Source organism: Treponema denticola (genome assembly GCF_024181645.1).
In the GTDB taxonomy this organism is placed as follows: domain Bacteria; phylum Spirochaetota; class Spirochaetia; order Treponematales; family Treponemataceae; genus Treponema_B; species Treponema_B denticola_A.
Genome location: NZ_CP058624.1, coordinates 1,925,708 through 1,941,049, shown reverse-complemented (window position 1 = coordinate 1,941,049; position 15,342 = coordinate 1,925,708). Strand labels below are relative to the sequence as shown.

Sequence of the window (15,342 nt, the reverse complement as noted above, 5' to 3'; positions counted from 1 at the left end):
CTTTGTCAGCTGCTATATTATTCGTCGACGATTTTGCTAAAGGCTAAGGCTATTGCCTTTGCTATAGCAATTGAGGCCGATCTCTGTGCTTCTTTTTCGGTAAAACCGGCGCCCCTTTTGCTTATATTTTTTTTATAAAAAATTTCTTGTGTGTTCGGATTTTTTATTTCTATATCTGCATTAAGCCTTACCAAAAATCCGTCGGCAGCTTTTGAGACTTCATCGGTTTCTATCCTTGCATAAATAATAAAATCTGCGGACTGGTTTTCGTTTTTTGCGGATATGGTTTTAAAATTCATATCTTTTAAAATATCCAAAATTTTTTCTTCAGTGATTGCGTTTTTACTGTCAGTTTGTTCAATAAAAAGTGAAACTGTCCCTTTTTGTTCTTTTTCCTTTTTTATTTTATTTTCCGGCTTTTTAAATTCAAAATTTATTATTTGCTTAAAAACTGTTTGCTGAAGCTCCTTAAGGGCTTCTTGATATTCATCAAAATCTTTTGATCCGAGTATTTGCTTGATTTCGGAAATATCCAACTCTATTCTTATGCGGGCTTTGGGTTCAATTTTTTCATCATGCAAAATAAAATTTGCAGTTCCGTTTTGATCCGTTTCAATGCCTTCAATTATGATGGAGGTAGTATTTCTTATCTTTGTTTTATAGCTGACTAATAAGGGAACTCTCTCCTCAAAGGTTCCTATATTGATAGGAATTAAAAATTCGTTTGATGTATTTTCAAGGCTGTCTTTTTGCAAATTAAGCTTAATCTTTTTTAAACTTTCTTTTGCATTTGAAATATTTTGCCTAAATTTTATATCCCCGTTTTCTATGCCGGAGCTCAATGCGGCAGAGGCTGCCTTAGCGTAATAAAGGGCAGCAGAATAATATTTTTTACTTTCAAAAAAATCATTCGCCTTTTTTTGAGGCTCACTCACCGATAAAATTTTTTCTTCTGCAATTTTTAATAAGCGGTCTCTTTCTTTGCGGAGTTCATTTTTATCGTATTCGGCCAAAAGATAGACGGTAAGGCTGTCTTTGTTTTTTTTGGTATAGCGGTTTTTGATTTTTAATTTTTTTATATTAGCCGCAGAAGACTGAGAAATTTCCGATTTTAATATTTTTTCAAGGTTTTCGACGGAACCTAAGGCTGTCGTTGTCGTTTCGGTTTTTATTGAAACTCCTAAATACTGTATGATTTCGTTTATAAGATTATTTTTTGCGTCCGCCTCTGCAAGGGTAAAATTTTTATTTGTTCCTGAGGCTGTAAAGTATTCGTAATTTGCATCGCTTGCCGGCACCTTTTCTATCCAAGCAGGCACCTGTTCCTCAGGTTTGTTTTTATAACTTGCACATGAGAATAAAGCTAAAGTTAAAATCAGTAAAAGTAATTTTTTTAATGGTTGTTTTTTTTTCTGCATAGTCTTTGTGTTTATTATAGATGATTTTTAAGCGATAAACGGAAGAAAGAAATTTTATAGCTTTTAATAAAGGCCTTTCTTTCTTCCGTATTTTTAAAAGATTTACAGACCTTCTGAAAGAGCTTCTTTTACTCTTTGACGTACAGTTCTCTCTTCTTCGGTCTTAGGTTTATCTTCATCTGCTCCGTTGATTGCATTCTGGATGAGTTTATCCAAGGTTTTTTTGGAGATGCTGTATAAAACTAAATAGGTATAGTCATCTCCATCAGGATTTCCATCGGCATCAAAGTATCTCATCTGAACCCAATAATCGGTTTCTTTTTTAAAGCCGGAAAGTTTTGTCGAGGTAATCGTTTTGACTATATCTTCAAGATAACCTTCAATCTTATCCTTATCGCCTGCAGCAGCAGCGGCTGCCTTGCTTTCTACTCTTACCTTAACCATTCTGGCCATTTCGGAAGGGACCGAAAAATCTCTTGTCCACAGCTCGGCTCCCTCCAAGCTCTTTGATCTGGGCGACTCAAATTTAAAAAGATAAACATCCTTACCCTTATAGTCATCAGTTTTTTCGATGACATTGGGTTCTTCTGCAACCCAGCCGGGAACAGGCTTATCCCATTTAAGGTTTTTGTGGTCGAGCATTTCAGGCTTTTTAACCTTGCTCGAAACTGTTCCAAGCGGTTTTAATTTGTTTGCACAGCCTGCTAAGGCTATAACTGCAACTGCTGCAAGGAACATAATCTTAATTGCTTTTTTCATATCTTGCCTCCTAAAATAATGCAAATATATTTTTAAAATTAGGCGTAATGTACGTCCAATTTAAAAGCCCGATTTAAATGTTAAGGTCTTACCCCTTAGCATTACCAATTTTATATTTTCAAAACCCGCAACTGAATCTGCCGTATTGTAGATGACGGCTTCAAGGTCATCAATAGTTCCGAAAAATGAAACTGCATATTTTGTTTGTGCCGAGGATTGATATAAAGTTTTTATATCGTTTACATTTCCGCTTAAAGCTTTTCTAAAACGTGCCATGCTCTTACTGTCAGGTGTTTCGTTTATGATAATTTCATAGCGTATTCCGCGGGAATAGGCCTTGGCTAAAAGAATCTTTGCCTGATCGACAGCCATGGGCAGAGCCTTGTTTACTGCGGATTGAATTGCGTTAGACTGAGCATCATAGCTGCTTACTCGGCTAAAAGTTTTTTGGCTTGTGTACGGAACGGAACCGAGTAACTCTCCTGTAGACGGATTGAATATCTTTAAGGTTATCTTTGCTGAACCGTAATAGCCGCTTGTTTCATAACCGCCTTCTGTTACAGCATCAATTTCCATATATACATCGGCGTTTAACTTTTGGGCTATCAACTGAATAGCCGACATTCCTTCATCGGTGCTTTCTTGGTAAATGAGGGCATTATCTTTTTTTAGCTTTTCGACCTCTTTTGAGTCTATTGCTCTATATCCCTGTTTTAAAAGAAAGGCATTTCCCGTTTCTACTGCGGCTTTAAGTAAAAATCTATCGGCATCCGATTCTTCGGCATCAAAAACCATGTAGGTCATGTTTTCGATATAATTATTTAAAAATTGAAGATTTTTTTTGCCTTCGGCAGAAGCTTGGGCTTCTTTTAAAATAAGGTCTGCATCCTTAGGTTTTTGTGCGGCATTAAAACTTTCTTGAGTCTTGCCGTTTCCGAAAACTATATCATCCATTGAAGCTCCGTTTGAGGGACTACCGGAGCTTATACCTGCCGATAAAAGAGCTGCTGAAACCTCATTCATTTTTACGGGGATTTTAATTTTAATTATGTATACTTCTCCGTTTTTGGATTTTTGCAGTACGTCCATTTTTTCGTTTACTACATATTTATTCGGATATTCGGTATCATATATGATACTTTTAATTTTTTGGTAATTAGCCTGCTCAGTTTGAAGGCCTATAATGTCGATAACTCCTTGCCTTATTGCTCCCACTTTTGCATTATTTATAGCCCGTAAAAGGGAAGAATCCTCTCCCATTGAAGTATACTCTTTTGTTTCCTTATAAGTCGGTTTTTTTACGTCTAAGGCATCTTCAATACTTGCACATGAAAAAAAGAAAATAGGTGCAGTTAAAAACAAAAAAAGTAAAATCTTTTTCATCATAAATCTCCTAAAATTATAATTTAATTGTAAAGCCGATTCCGGCGGTAAATCTTAAGATTCCTCCTATCCCGTTATAAAAGGTTGCTCCCGTTTTTACGCCCACGTCGCCTCCTATCTTAAAATTCTTTGTTACAAGAAAACTTGTATGTACAAAGGCTTTAAGTCCGGCTCCTGCAGGAATCGGAAAACTTTTTTTAGAATCGGTTACAATCATTGTATAATAAAATTGAATTGTAGGCAAGATTTGTAAACGCCTAAGATATGTATTTCCTATTTCGGTACCGCCGAATATGGTTATAGGTGCTCCTATAGAAAGAATTTTAGGACTTTGAGAGTCAAATGTCATCTCGGCTCCGAAGCATGGTCTAAAGCGGTAAAAGCCTCTCGTTCCCGAAAGATTAATGCCGAAGGTCCCGCCTCCGTCATATAAACCTTTTTCGGTAAAGAAAAAGCCGAATTCTCCCAGAGCGTAAACCCTGTATTCAAAGGGGCCGTGAGGAACCTCTTTAATAGAATCCCCTAAATTTAAGGGCTTTTTTGAAAAAAGGATTAAGCCTTTAGAAAAGTCATTTTCGGTTTTTGTAACGACAATTAAGCCAATCTCTTTTTTGCCGTCCTCACTCAAAACAACATATTCGTCTCCAAGTTTGACACCCATTTTTTTTCCGAGTTCAAAGTGAACGCTTCCTTTTTCTGTCTTGATTATGCCTGTTTTTATGGTAAAGGCTTCTATCTTACGCAGCTCAAGATCCAATTTTTCCGATAGATTTTTAAGTGCCGTGCTGTATGCTTTCTCATAGGTTCTGTCTATGGAACTTACGTTTATATCAATTTTTTCTCTTAAATCTTCTTTTGAAGAATATATGTAGAATTCCAAAGCAATTTCTACCCTATATCCGTCCGTTTCTCCCAAAAACAAATCATCATATCGTTCCATCGAAATTGAATAATCTGTAATTATAGGCATCACCACATAATAAGAATTGACTGTTTTTTCCCAGTCTTCTTTTGTAAAGGCTTCTAAGCCCATTAAAACGGATTCGGGCAGTTCTGTGTTTTCTTCTCTTGAGCGGTTTATAAGCTCAATAAATATGTCTACGTCTGTTGAGGCAAGCCTATATTCCAAGCCTATTATATTAAAACGTTCAAGGTTAAAAAAAACATTCATAACCGCTTCATCAATCATTTCAATAAATTCGCTTGGAATATGCCGGCCGTAATAGGAAGTTGCAAAGACGGCAATATCCTTTTTTTCGCTGACTTTTTGAGCATAAAAAGAACTTGAGAAAAAAAATATGATTAAAATGGCAAAAAAAAGTTTTTTATTCATTTCTTTTAAGGGGATTTTTGCCTTTCTCCTTAGCTTATTATTAGTATCTTATTGCTAATATATACGATTTACCGACTCTTTTCAAGTGAAAGGAATTTGAAACTTATGGAAATCGCTCTTCCGCTTCCGTCCGCTTTGTTAGGGAAAGCGGTTATACCGAACAGCGCTATAAGCGCCAAAAGTGCGGCTCTTGCGTGCTCAGCCCCTTTTTTTTGTGTTTTATAAAAAAAGCCCCTCTTTTTAAGAGGGGCTGTCTTAAGTCTATACTGCACTTTCAGTTTGACTATGGTTATTTTCTTCTTCTGCGTAATTTTCTATATTTTCAAAGGTTTCGGAATCTTCAAAATTTTCATCCTCCGGTCTTCTTGAATGACTAACCGTTAAATTCTTTCCTCGGTAATAGCTGTTGTTAAGTTTTTCGATGATATTTTCAGCTTCATCCTGCATAACTTGAACAAAGCAGTAATTATCTAAAATTCTTATGTCGCCGATGTGTTCACGTGAAATACCGGCTCCCTGAATCAACAAAGTTATAATATCTTTTGGAAAAATTCCTCTTTTTCGGCCTACACCGATAAAAAGACTTGTTGACTCTTCTTCTGCCAATATGACTTTAGGTCTTGACGGTCTTGCAGAGTTTTGTTTAAAAGTACCTTTTCCTAAGCCGTTTCGGTTGTCTTTTTTATAAATGCGGCTGCCCCCGATTCCCGCTTGTTTAATAAGGTAGGCGGCAACATAAGACCGCATCGTGAGCGGGACTGCTTTTTTAAAGATTCGGCGATATAGGTTTAATTCTTCAGGATTTTCCTGTGTTTTGATCGCCTCGATAAGATCTTTTAAGGAAGAAATTAATTGTTCTTCATCTTCAATTCTAATTTTGTTTGACACGATATATCTCCTAAAGGGTTATATTGCCATATAATCGCTTTTTAGGCAAGCCCTTTTATCGAGTTTTTTATAAAATCAAAGATTACATACAGTGGTTTATTTTTCCAATTTGTAGTTGTATTTGCTTACGCCGTCTGCATCAAATATTTTCTTGAATCCGTGTTTTACTAAAATTTCGGCTGCTGTTCGGCTTCTTCTGCCGCTGCGGCATATGACAATTACATTTTTTTCTTTCCAATCGGAAATTTCTGAAATTCGGCTTTCTATTTCTTGTACGCTTATATTTATTGAGTAAGGCACATGGCCTGCCTTATATTCATAGTCTTCACGGACATCGATTATAAGATACTTTCCCCGTTCCGTTTCATCGTTCAAAATTGTTTCCAGCCGGGAACCGTCCATTCTGATAATATTTTCTGTAGATTTTGTGTTACATGAAGCGGAAAAAATTACCATAAGTAAAAAGATTAAAAATATACATGTTTTTTTCATCATCAAACTCCTTGATTTGTATAAATCTACATAAATTTTTATAATATGTCAAGATTTATTATTTTTGCATCATAAAAATATAATACAAAAATCTCCCTGCTTTTCTAAAATTCAAAAAAGGTATATACTAAAACGGTATAAAAACCGTAAATTACGGTAAAAATCAAAGAGGTGCGTTATGGATTTATCTTATAAGCAGAAATCTGCGTGGGAAAACTTGACAAAGGCTGAACTTTCCGAATTAGGAAAACTTTCAGATAGTTATTTGGATTTTTTGAACAATGGAAAAACCGAAAGAGAATGTACTGTAGAGATTATAAAGCAGGCTAAAAAGCACGGCTTTAAGTCTCTTGAAGAAGTTGTAAAAAGCGGTTCGGCAAAAAAAGGAACAAAGGTTTATCTAAACAATAAGGAAAAATCCGTTGTTTTGATGGTTTTGGGTGATGATATTACTCAGGGTATGAATATTATCGGAGCTCATATAGACAGCCCCCGCCTCGACTTAAAGCAAATGCCTCTTTTTGAAGAGTCAAATATGGCTTTTTTAAAGACTCACTATTACGGCGGTGTAAAAAAGTACCAGTGGACTACAATTCCTCTGGCTATTCACGGGGTTATCTTTACAAAAGAAGGAAAAAAAGTTGATATTTGCATAGGTGAAGACGAAAAAGACCCTGTTCTTTTTATAAATGACCTTTTGATACACCTGTCAAAAAAGCAGCTTCAGGAAACAATGTCTGAAGGAATAACCGGCGAGCAGCTTAATATCCTTGTAGGAAATCAAAAGCCTGCTTCAAAAGAAAAAAAAGACGATAAAAAAGAAGAGTCAAAGGATCCTATAAAGGAAAATATCTTAAAAATCCTTAATGAAAAATACGGCATAGTGGAAGAAGATTTTAGGGTTGCAGAGCTGGAAGTTGTTCCGGCAGGAAAGGCCCGAAATGTAGGTTTTGACAGCTCCCTCATTGCCGGTCACGGCCACGATGACAGGGTTTGTGCTTATACAACCTTAAAAGCTATTTTGGAAGTGGAATCTCCAAAAAGAACGGCAGCGGCTCTTTTTGCCGATAAGGAAGAAATCGGTTCCGTAGGAAATACGGGTATGCAGGCTCTCTATTTTGAAAATATGGTTGCAGAAATAGCTGCCTTAAACAAAAACTATAGGGATATTGATGTTAGAAGGGCATTTGCCAACTCATATATGCTTTCGGCCGATGTTTCTGCAGGTTTTGACCCTGCCTTCCCCTCCGTTTTTGAAAAGATGAATTCTGCCTATGTCGGCAACGGTATCTGTATCAATAAATATACGGGTTCGGGCGGCAAGGGCGGCTCAAACGATGCCAATGCAGAATTCTTACAAAAGGTAAGAAAAATCTTTGATGATAACAAGGTTGTCTGGCAAACGGCTGAACTCGGAAAAATAGATGCCGGCGGCGGCGGAACAATTGCCTATATTATCGCAAAATACGGCGCTGAAGTTGTAGACTGCGGTGTTCCCGTTCTTTCGATGCATGCTCCATTTGAAATTTTGAGTAAGGCCGACCTTTATATGGCCTATAAAGCTTATAGAGCCTTTTATAAATAATAATGCACATTTAACAATAGTATGTAACTTATGATTACCAGCTTTGTTGGATATGTGTAGTTTGATTCCGTAATCCTCCTTCGTACGGAATCGGGCTTGCCCGCGTAAGCGGGCTTTTTTTATAAACAGCCTTTTTATAGTTTATAAACCCAATATTCGCTTTAAAAAAGCCTTAAAAAAATAGCCTTAAAAAAAGGGCTTTACAAAGTTTTATTTTTATGATAGAATGAGCTTTCAATGAGCCGGCGTGGTGAAATGGTATACACGATAGACTCAAAATCTATTGGGGGTGACTCCGTAAGGGTTCAAGTCCCTTCGCCGGTATTTGGTTAACCGTTCATTATATAAATGAACGGTTTTTTATTGCCTTTTGAGAATTATGCCTATAGGTAAATGATCGGAATAGCCCTTTCCTGAATAAACGGAATATTTATCGGGTTTTCCGGAAGTATCGGTCAGCGGTTTTAAGTTAATTACGCAAAAGAAGTTTAGATCGAAGTTCTTTCCATCGCTTAAATTATCCGAATAGAAAAAATGATCGATTCCTTCCCAGCTTTCCTTGTAAAAATAGCTTCCTGTAGGTTGACTTCCTTCTTGAGCTGCGGCCTGATAGGCTTCAATATTCCAGCAGTTGTCAAATTCGGACAAAAGAGAAAATTCGTCCAGAGTCTGATTAAAGTCGCCGCATATGATAAAGGGCGTTTGAGGCTCTGATGCTTTTAATTCTTTTAGTCTTTTATAGGCCTGTTCTTCCTGTTGCCTCCGAATAGAGTCTGTATCGGAGTTTCCTACCTTGGATTTCCAATGAACATTTAAGAGCACCAGTTCGTTATCCCCCGTAGAATTGCCTATCTGAATTCTGGTTTCAATCAGGGGCCGCAATGACCTTTTGCCTGAATATACATTAAAAATCTTTGTTTCGGTTATAGGAAATTTTGAAAGCAGGGCAGTGCTGAAGGCTCCGCCGTTTTGGGGAGGAATAAATACTGCGTATTTGTATGAGTTATTCATCGGGAGAATTTTACAAAAATCATCTATAACGGCACGGCTTTCTATTTCTTGTAAAACGAGGATATCCGGTATGGCCTTTTCCCCCAAGCCGAGGGTAAGGCATGAAAGATTAACAGCCTCTTTTAGCCTGAAAAGCCTTTCGGTATACTTCTCCTTAGACCATTTTGTCTTTGAACCCTTGAATTCCTTAAATTCCCGGCCGTCCTCTACGGCATCAAAAAAGGTCTGTGCATTATAGCTTACAATCGAAATCTCATCTTTTCCGATGTTTTGTAAGCGGAATACATTTGTACATCCCGTGCAGGCGCACAAAATGAAACAAAAACATATAAAAATAGATAAAGTCAAAATTTTTCTTAAATTTTTCATAACTATCACCTCTACTATCATTGTATGTTTTTTTGTAAAAGAATATCAAAATATTAAAAGAAAATATATTTTTTTTCAAGTAAGATCTAATAGAAAATTGAACGGGTTGCCTAGTTTAATTTTGAATGAATTTATGCTATACTTCCGAATATGGAATATCAAGTAACAGCGACACGGAGGAGGCCTCAGCGTTTTGAAGATTTGCTGGGTCAGGAATTCGTAGCCGCAACATTGCAAAAATCAATTGAAGCAGGTAAGATAGCCCATGCCTATCTTTTTTCGGGGCCGAGAGGCTGCGGAAAGACAAGTTCGGCCAGAATTTTAGCCAAGGTGCTTAACTGTGCCGAGGGGCCTAGGTCTACTCCTTGCGGCCATTGTACTGCCTGCGAAGAAATTACGGCCGGCTCGTGTTTGGATGTAATCGAAATTGACGGCGCTTCAAATACGAGTGTAAATGATGTAAGACAGATAAAAGATGAGATTTTATTTCCTCCGAATTCGAACAGGTATAAAATTTATATAATTGACGAAGTTCACATGCTTTCGACAAGTGCCTTTAATGCCCTATTAAAAACGATAGAGGAGCCCCCCCCTTATGTTGTGTTTATTTTTGCGACTACCGAAATTCATAAGGTTCCGGCGACAATTAAAAGCCGCTGCCAGCAGTTTAATTTTAAGCTCGTATCGATAGAGATACTGAAGCAGGCCTTGGCAGATGCCGCTGCAGAGCTGGGGATAAGTGCCGATGATGAAGCTCTTTATTGGATTGCCCGCGAGGCAACCGGAAGTGTAAGAGATGCTTACACTCTTTTTGACCAAGTTGCGGCTTTTTCGGACGGGCATATAACCTTCGAAAAAATACACGAAAAGCTCGGTCTTACGGGTGTTGATTCAATCAATAAGCTTGTGTCGGCCTGTGCTGCAAAAAACGGTCAAGAAGCTCTGTCTGTCTTGGACGGAATTTTGCAGGGCGGAATCTCGGTTGAACAGGTAGTTTCGGATTGTGCGGATTATTTTAGAAGCCTTTTATTGGTAAAGCACGGTATTACAAAGGAAGCTCTTATCGGGCAAAGAGCAGACCGCTTTCCGCAGGATATTTTACAGGGATGGGAGGCTGTGCAAATAGAAAGAGCCCTAAGTATAATGCTTCAGCTTTTTAAGGACCTAAGGTTTTCTATTGATCAGCGTTATGAATTGGAGCTTGCAGTTTCGCGTCTTTCTTGGCTTAGCGATTATGTATCACCTGCCGATTTAAAAACGGCCTTTGACGCAGCCCAAAATCTCATTTCCGGCCGGGGGGCAAATATTGAAGCAGCAAGACCTCTTCCGCATCGCGAGGAAAGTCAGCCTAAGGAGTCCCCGCGCCCTTTTGACAATGCGGGCAGTTTGACCGAACAATTTAAGGCCGTTTTAAGACGGGACAATAAATTGGATGGGTTTACCGAAAAAAAAAATGAAGAGAAACAGCCGGTTTCAAATAATGTACCTTCAGATAATGTATCTTTTGAAAAAAAAGATGAAGCACAAGAAACCGTACTTCAGACTGTCCGCAGTGTAGAGAATGCTTTTAATACTGTAGAGGAGTTAAAAGAACCTTTAATTGAAGCCCTTTTAGAAAAGGGCGGTATCCTGTCTTCTGCTGTAGGCCAAAGTAAGGATTGGATTTTAAAAGAAGACAGCCTTACGCTTTTTGCCCGCAGCTCGTTTGATTATACGCTGATTCAAAAACAAAAGGATACGGTTATCGACTCTATTTTTGAAATTACAGGAAAAAAATTTAAACTAATTTTAAAAGAATATATTCCGCCTCAACCGGAAAATAAAATTGAGGAGACGGTTAAGGAACCGGAAAAAATACGTACCATAACTGATGTGTTTATGGGAAAAATAGTTGAATGTAAAAATTTGATATCGGAAACTGAAGAAGGGGAAGAAAATGAAGTTCAAAATGTGCAAAATCCTGCCTCAATGCAGGAGCAAAACTCTTAGAGATTTAAAAAATAAAGAAAAAAAGCCGATAAAATTTTTTGCGGCTCTATGCTTTTTTTTATCGATAGGCTTATCGGGTTTTTCTGAAGAAATAAAACGAGGTATTTTAGACTTACGAAATGCCGATTTTAGATCTTCACCGGTTTTAACATTAAGCGGTGAGACCGGCTTTTATAATAATAAGCTTGTTTTTTCAAAAGAGGATATCGAAAAAGCCGAGGTATTTATTCAATGTCCTATGGATTGGAACAAAGCTATTCTTTCAGACGGAACAAAGCTTTCAAATTTGGGAAGCGGAACCTATACATTTAAAATTTTATTGCCGCAAAAGGCTCCTAAGCTTACCTTAAAAACTACGTCTCCCGTTTCGGCCTGGGCATTTTTTGTTGACGGAGAGGAAGTTATGAGGGCCGGTAATCCTGCTTCTTCAAAAGAAAATTCAAAAGCCGGCACGGAAGATATTATCTATGAGATTCCTCAGGGCCGTACCGAAATTTATATCGCAATTCAAGTTTCAAACTTCGCCCATTCACGCGGAGGAATTTATCATCCGATTAGTATAGGCACTAAAGAAGCTATGCAGAAATTGATTTTAGACAAACGCTTTGTGGACATCTTTGTTTTCGGTTTCTGTATTGCAATAATCTTTTATCACTTGGCTCTTTTTATTTTTCATCCTAAAAATAAAAGTCTTTTATTTTTTATATTTTTTACTTTAGTTGTTGTCCTTAGAAATCTTGTGATGGGATATGTGTTCAAGTATATCTTTCCTTCAGCCTCGTGGGAACTCATCACAAAGTTGGACTATTTTACCTTTGCATCTGTAGGATTTTTTATATTCGCATATTTTAGATCTCTTTATAAAGAGGATGTAAACGGTATTATCTATAAAATCATATCGATAGAAGCTCTTGCCTATGTTCTGTTTATCTTAGTTACGCCTGCATACATTTATGGAAAATTGATTACATATCACCAAATAGTTATTCTTGCAGAGGTTTGTTATGCTTTTTATTTTGTGATAAGGCTTTTAATCAAGAAGAGGGTAGGAAGTGTTCCGATTTTTGTAGGTGTTATATTTTTAATCATTTCATCGATAAATGATGTTCTTTACAGTATGATGCTCTCTAATGTAGGAAACCTTTTACCTTTTGGATTTTCAGGATTTTTGTTCGCCCAAGCTTTTTGTCTTGCTTGGAGAAATTATCTTGAAACTAAAAAAGCTGAAGAAGTCAGCTCTATGCTTATTGCTTCGGATAAGCAAAAAGGTTTGTTATTTGATGAGATAAAGAATACAAGCGGAGAACTAAAACAGCATGAAATTACCTTAGCGCAAAATATGGACATAGCCGAAGATGCAATGAAAAAACTTTCCGGATATGCCGAGTCTGTAAGACAAGAAATTACAGTACAAGATGGAGAATTAAGAGGAACTCAAACCGCTACAGACAGTCTTAATTTATTTTTGGAGAATATTTCGCAAGGAATTGAAAATCAATCGATGGCTGTAGAAAATACGGTTTTACAAATAAAAGAGCTTAATAATTTAACGAATGACTTATCCGATAAATTTAAGACGATAAATGAAGGTTTTGCTTTGCTTTCAGATGCCAGCAAAACAGGCAAGGATAATTTGGCAAAAGTTACTGCAATTATAGGGAACATCTACCAAAGCTCCGAGGTTCTTCTTGAAGCTAACCAGCTCATTACCGCCTTGGCAGAACAAACCAACCTTTTAGCAATGAATGCCGCTATAGAAGCGGCTCATGCAGGCGATGCGGGTAAGGGCTTTGCGGTTGTTGCCGATGAGATAAGAAAACTTGCAGAAGGCTCCGCAACGGAGGCGGATTCTACCGGCAAGATATTAAGCCGAATAAATAATACAATCCGGCAGTCGGCAGAGGCTTCAAGTGTACTTCAAAAAAGTTTTGACGATATAAATCAAAAAGTTTTTGATTTTCAAAATATTCTGGCTAATATTTCAGGTTTTATTTCAGATGTAAGCTCTCAAACGGAAAAGATGGATTCGATTATGAACACTCTTTTAGAAGAGTTTACCAATGTACAAAAAGAAAGGGATAATATCAGCCTAACGCGTTCGGATATTTCAAACAGCTTTAAGAACCTTTTAAATGCAACGGAGCAAGTTAATTCTGAAATTTCAGAGATGCTTAACAGTATTAAAACCTTGGATCAGGCTATAAACAATACCAGAGAAGTTGAGTCTCAAACAGGTTCTTCAATATCCAAGTTAAATATTCTAATTACCGAAAATAAGTCAAAATAACAAAAGCCCCAAGAAAATTCTTGGGGCTTTAATTTTACGGCGTGTCATCCTTTAAAGGTTTTTATCCATTGTAAATGAAAGTTTTGAATACTTAAACGATTCCAACATCAAATCGGAAAGATATTCTTTTGTTCTTTTTAATATATGCTCTGCCGTTTTGCGGTTTTCTTCAGTTAAAAATTCGCTTAAAGATTTTGCAGGTATTTTAGCTGCTGCGTCAGTAATTTCTTTTACTCTGGCTCTTCCGTAACTTTGCATTTCGGTAAGATAGGCATTGTTATCATGCTTAAATGCGGAGTAATGAGCTTCAACAAAATGGCCGATTAGCTTAAATAACCAGTAAGCATTATCGGTAGAAACCATACGGGTCATTCTTTTATAGGCCGTCGGAGTATCCAAAACATTTGTAAAAAACGGAATATACGGAACAAATGCTGTTGTTCCGAGTGCCAGCCACTGTATTCCTTCAAGCCCTTTTGGAGATTTGGGTCTTAATTGTAAAATATGGGATTCGGCCGTACGTGAAAGCGAAATACCTCTAAAGCGTGTTTTATTAAACTCACTATTGCCTATGCCGATAGGATCAAATTCCGTTTCATTATAGTGAGAGCTTAGTATGTATTCGATATCTTCAACCGAGATAAGTCGGTTTGCTTTTTGAATAAAAGGAATATCGTTGGATACCGGAGATTGCTCTATTTCGGGATTGAGATATTTTTGAGCAAACCAAGCTCTGGGAGTGTTGTAAACTCTGTCTTTTTCGCTTGATGTTCCAAAAATGTGTCTAAAGTTAAAACCGTCCCTGTCAGGATTCAAGTTATGCTCATTTACAAATTCCTTGATACTCTTTGACCACATATAATAATCAGGCTTTTTAAAATCGATTTTTTCGATTGAAACCTGATTTGGAGCTACGGCATAGCAGTCATCGGGAATTCTTACGGCAACCCAATGATGGCCGCAGGGAATTTCCATATACCAAATCTCATCGAGGTCGGCAAACAAAATACCGTTACCCTCGGCAGAACCGTATTTTTCGATGAGTTTTCCCAAATAGCTTACACCCTCCTTTGCAGAGTTTATAAAGGGGAGAACGATGTCGTTTATTGCATCTTCTGCAATTCCGTTTTTTACCAGCGGGTCATATGCAAGCACCTTAGCGTTTCCGTAGACGCTTTCGGTAGAGCTCAAGGCTACGTTTTTTTCGTTGATTCCCGCTTCGCCGTAAACGCCTTGGTTTTCCTTATCGTTCGGATAAGCTTGCGGAACGGAGGTGTAACGGTATGCCTTTGTAGGGAGGGGAATCTCCACGCCTGTGTTTTTAGATTTATAAATGCGGTTTGCTTCGTTTACCGCCTTTTCTAAAACAAATATTTTTGGGCTTATCGCCAAGTGAAAATCCTCATTTCTTGCAATAAGAATTGAGCCGTCGATGCTGGCTTTTTTGCCTACCAGCACTGTTGTACAGTCGGTATGTGCCGAAAAAGATTTTACATTATTCATATTTTTCCTCATATGTTAAATTATATTTACAAATAAAACTATACCCTAAAAACGATATTTTTGCAAGATTTTTCTTAAAAACTATTGACATTTTTTTTTATTTTTGATAGAATGGCCAAATCTTATGGGGGCGTAGCGAAGCTGGTTATCGCGCTGGCCTGTCACGCCGGAGATCGCGGGTTCGAGCCCCGTCGCTCCCGAAAAAGCTCACCGCCTTAGTGGTGAGCTTTTTGTTTTTAAGGCTACCTATTTACGGGCAGTAGCGCAGGGGTAGCGCGCTTGGTTCGGGACCAAGAAGTCGGGGGTTCAAATCCCCCCTGCCCGA

At 37.6% G+C, this 15,342-nt stretch carries 11 protein-coding genes and 3 tRNA genes; 6 read left to right on the top strand and 8 right to left on the bottom strand.

The features are described from left to right. Window positions 1-17: 17 nt before the first annotated feature. From HO345_RS09035 to HO345_RS09010, 6 genes are all read right to left on the bottom strand, one after another. Window positions 18-1,418 carry an LPP20 family lipoprotein gene (locus HO345_RS09035; RefSeq protein ID WP_253682604.1) on the bottom strand — a complete coding sequence of 467 codons (1,401 nt, stop codon included), beginning with the start codon at window positions 1,416-1,418 and terminating at the stop codon, window positions 18-20. 102 nt (window positions 1,419-1,520) lie between these two features. After that, entirely contained in the window at window positions 1,521-2,177 is a 657-nt protein-coding gene (locus tag HO345_RS09030) for a hypothetical protein (protein WP_010698761.1), read from the bottom strand. A gap of 60 nt (window positions 2,178-2,237) precedes the next feature. Next, the gene (locus HO345_RS09025; protein WP_253682603.1) at window positions 2,238-3,560 is read right to left on the bottom strand and encodes a hypothetical protein; all 1,323 of its coding nucleotides are present in this window, start codon (window positions 3,558-3,560) and stop codon (window positions 2,238-2,240) included. A 16-nt stretch (window positions 3,561-3,576) separates the two neighbouring features. Next, window positions 3,577-4,893 (bottom strand): hypothetical protein, encoded by a 1,317-nt coding sequence (locus tag HO345_RS09020; RefSeq protein ID WP_253682602.1) that lies wholly within the window; start codon window positions 4,891-4,893, stop codon window positions 3,577-3,579. Between the two features lie 261 nt (window positions 4,894-5,154). After that, window positions 5,155-5,781 carry a DbpA RNA binding domain-containing protein gene (locus HO345_RS09015; protein ID WP_253682601.1) on the bottom strand — a complete coding sequence of 209 codons (627 nt, stop codon included), beginning with the start codon at window positions 5,779-5,781 and terminating at the stop codon, window positions 5,155-5,157. A gap of 96 nt (window positions 5,782-5,877) precedes the next feature. After that, window positions 5,878-6,273, bottom strand: coding sequence for a rhodanese-like domain-containing protein (locus HO345_RS09010; protein ID WP_253682600.1), 396 nt, complete (start codon window positions 6,271-6,273; stop codon window positions 5,878-5,880). A 178-nt stretch (window positions 6,274-6,451) separates the two neighbouring features. On the opposite strand from HO345_RS09010, the gene HO345_RS09005 reads away from it, so the two are divergent. Further along, window positions 6,452-7,858: an aminopeptidase gene (locus tag HO345_RS09005; protein ID WP_010692394.1), complete on the top strand. Its 1,407-nt coding sequence runs from the start codon at window positions 6,452-6,454 to the stop codon at window positions 7,856-7,858. Window positions 7,859-8,099: 241 nt separating this feature from the next. Beyond that, window positions 8,100-8,182: transfer RNA gene (locus HO345_RS09000), tRNA-Leu, on the top strand. A 36-nt stretch (window positions 8,183-8,218) separates the two neighbouring features. Here the strand turns inward: HO345_RS09000 and HO345_RS08995 are convergent. Then, window positions 8,219-9,238, bottom strand: coding sequence for an endonuclease/exonuclease/phosphatase family protein (locus HO345_RS08995; protein ID WP_253682599.1), 1,020 nt, complete (start codon window positions 9,236-9,238; stop codon window positions 8,219-8,221). A 150-nt stretch (window positions 9,239-9,388) separates the two neighbouring features. Here HO345_RS08995 and dnaX point away from each other — a divergent pair, with 150 nt between their 5' ends. Continuing rightward, complete coding sequence (gene dnaX, locus HO345_RS08990) at window positions 9,389-11,227, top strand: DNA polymerase III subunit gamma/tau (RefSeq protein WP_253682598.1); 1,839 nt, start codon at window positions 9,389-9,391, stop codon at window positions 11,225-11,227. Beyond that, the gene (locus HO345_RS08985) at window positions 11,175-13,514 is read left to right on the top strand and encodes a methyl-accepting chemotaxis protein (protein ID WP_253682597.1); all 2,340 of its coding nucleotides are present in this window, start codon (window positions 11,175-11,177) and stop codon (window positions 13,512-13,514) included. Before dnaX ends, HO345_RS08985 begins: the two co-directional genes overlap by 53 nt. Before the next feature lie 51 nt (window positions 13,515-13,565). Here the strand turns inward: HO345_RS08985 and HO345_RS08980 are convergent, their stop codons facing one another. Beyond that, window positions 13,566-15,017: a C69 family dipeptidase gene (locus HO345_RS08980; RefSeq protein WP_253682596.1), complete on the bottom strand. Its 1,452-nt coding sequence runs from the start codon at window positions 15,015-15,017 to the stop codon at window positions 13,566-13,568. A 126-nt stretch (window positions 15,018-15,143) separates the two neighbouring features. Here HO345_RS08980 and HO345_RS08975 point away from each other — a divergent pair. Both HO345_RS08975 and HO345_RS08970 read left to right on the top strand, forming a co-directional pair. After that, window positions 15,144-15,217, top strand: a tRNA-Asp gene (locus tag HO345_RS08975). Window positions 15,218-15,270: 53 nt separating this feature from the next. Then, window positions 15,271-15,342, top strand: a tRNA-Pro gene (locus HO345_RS08970).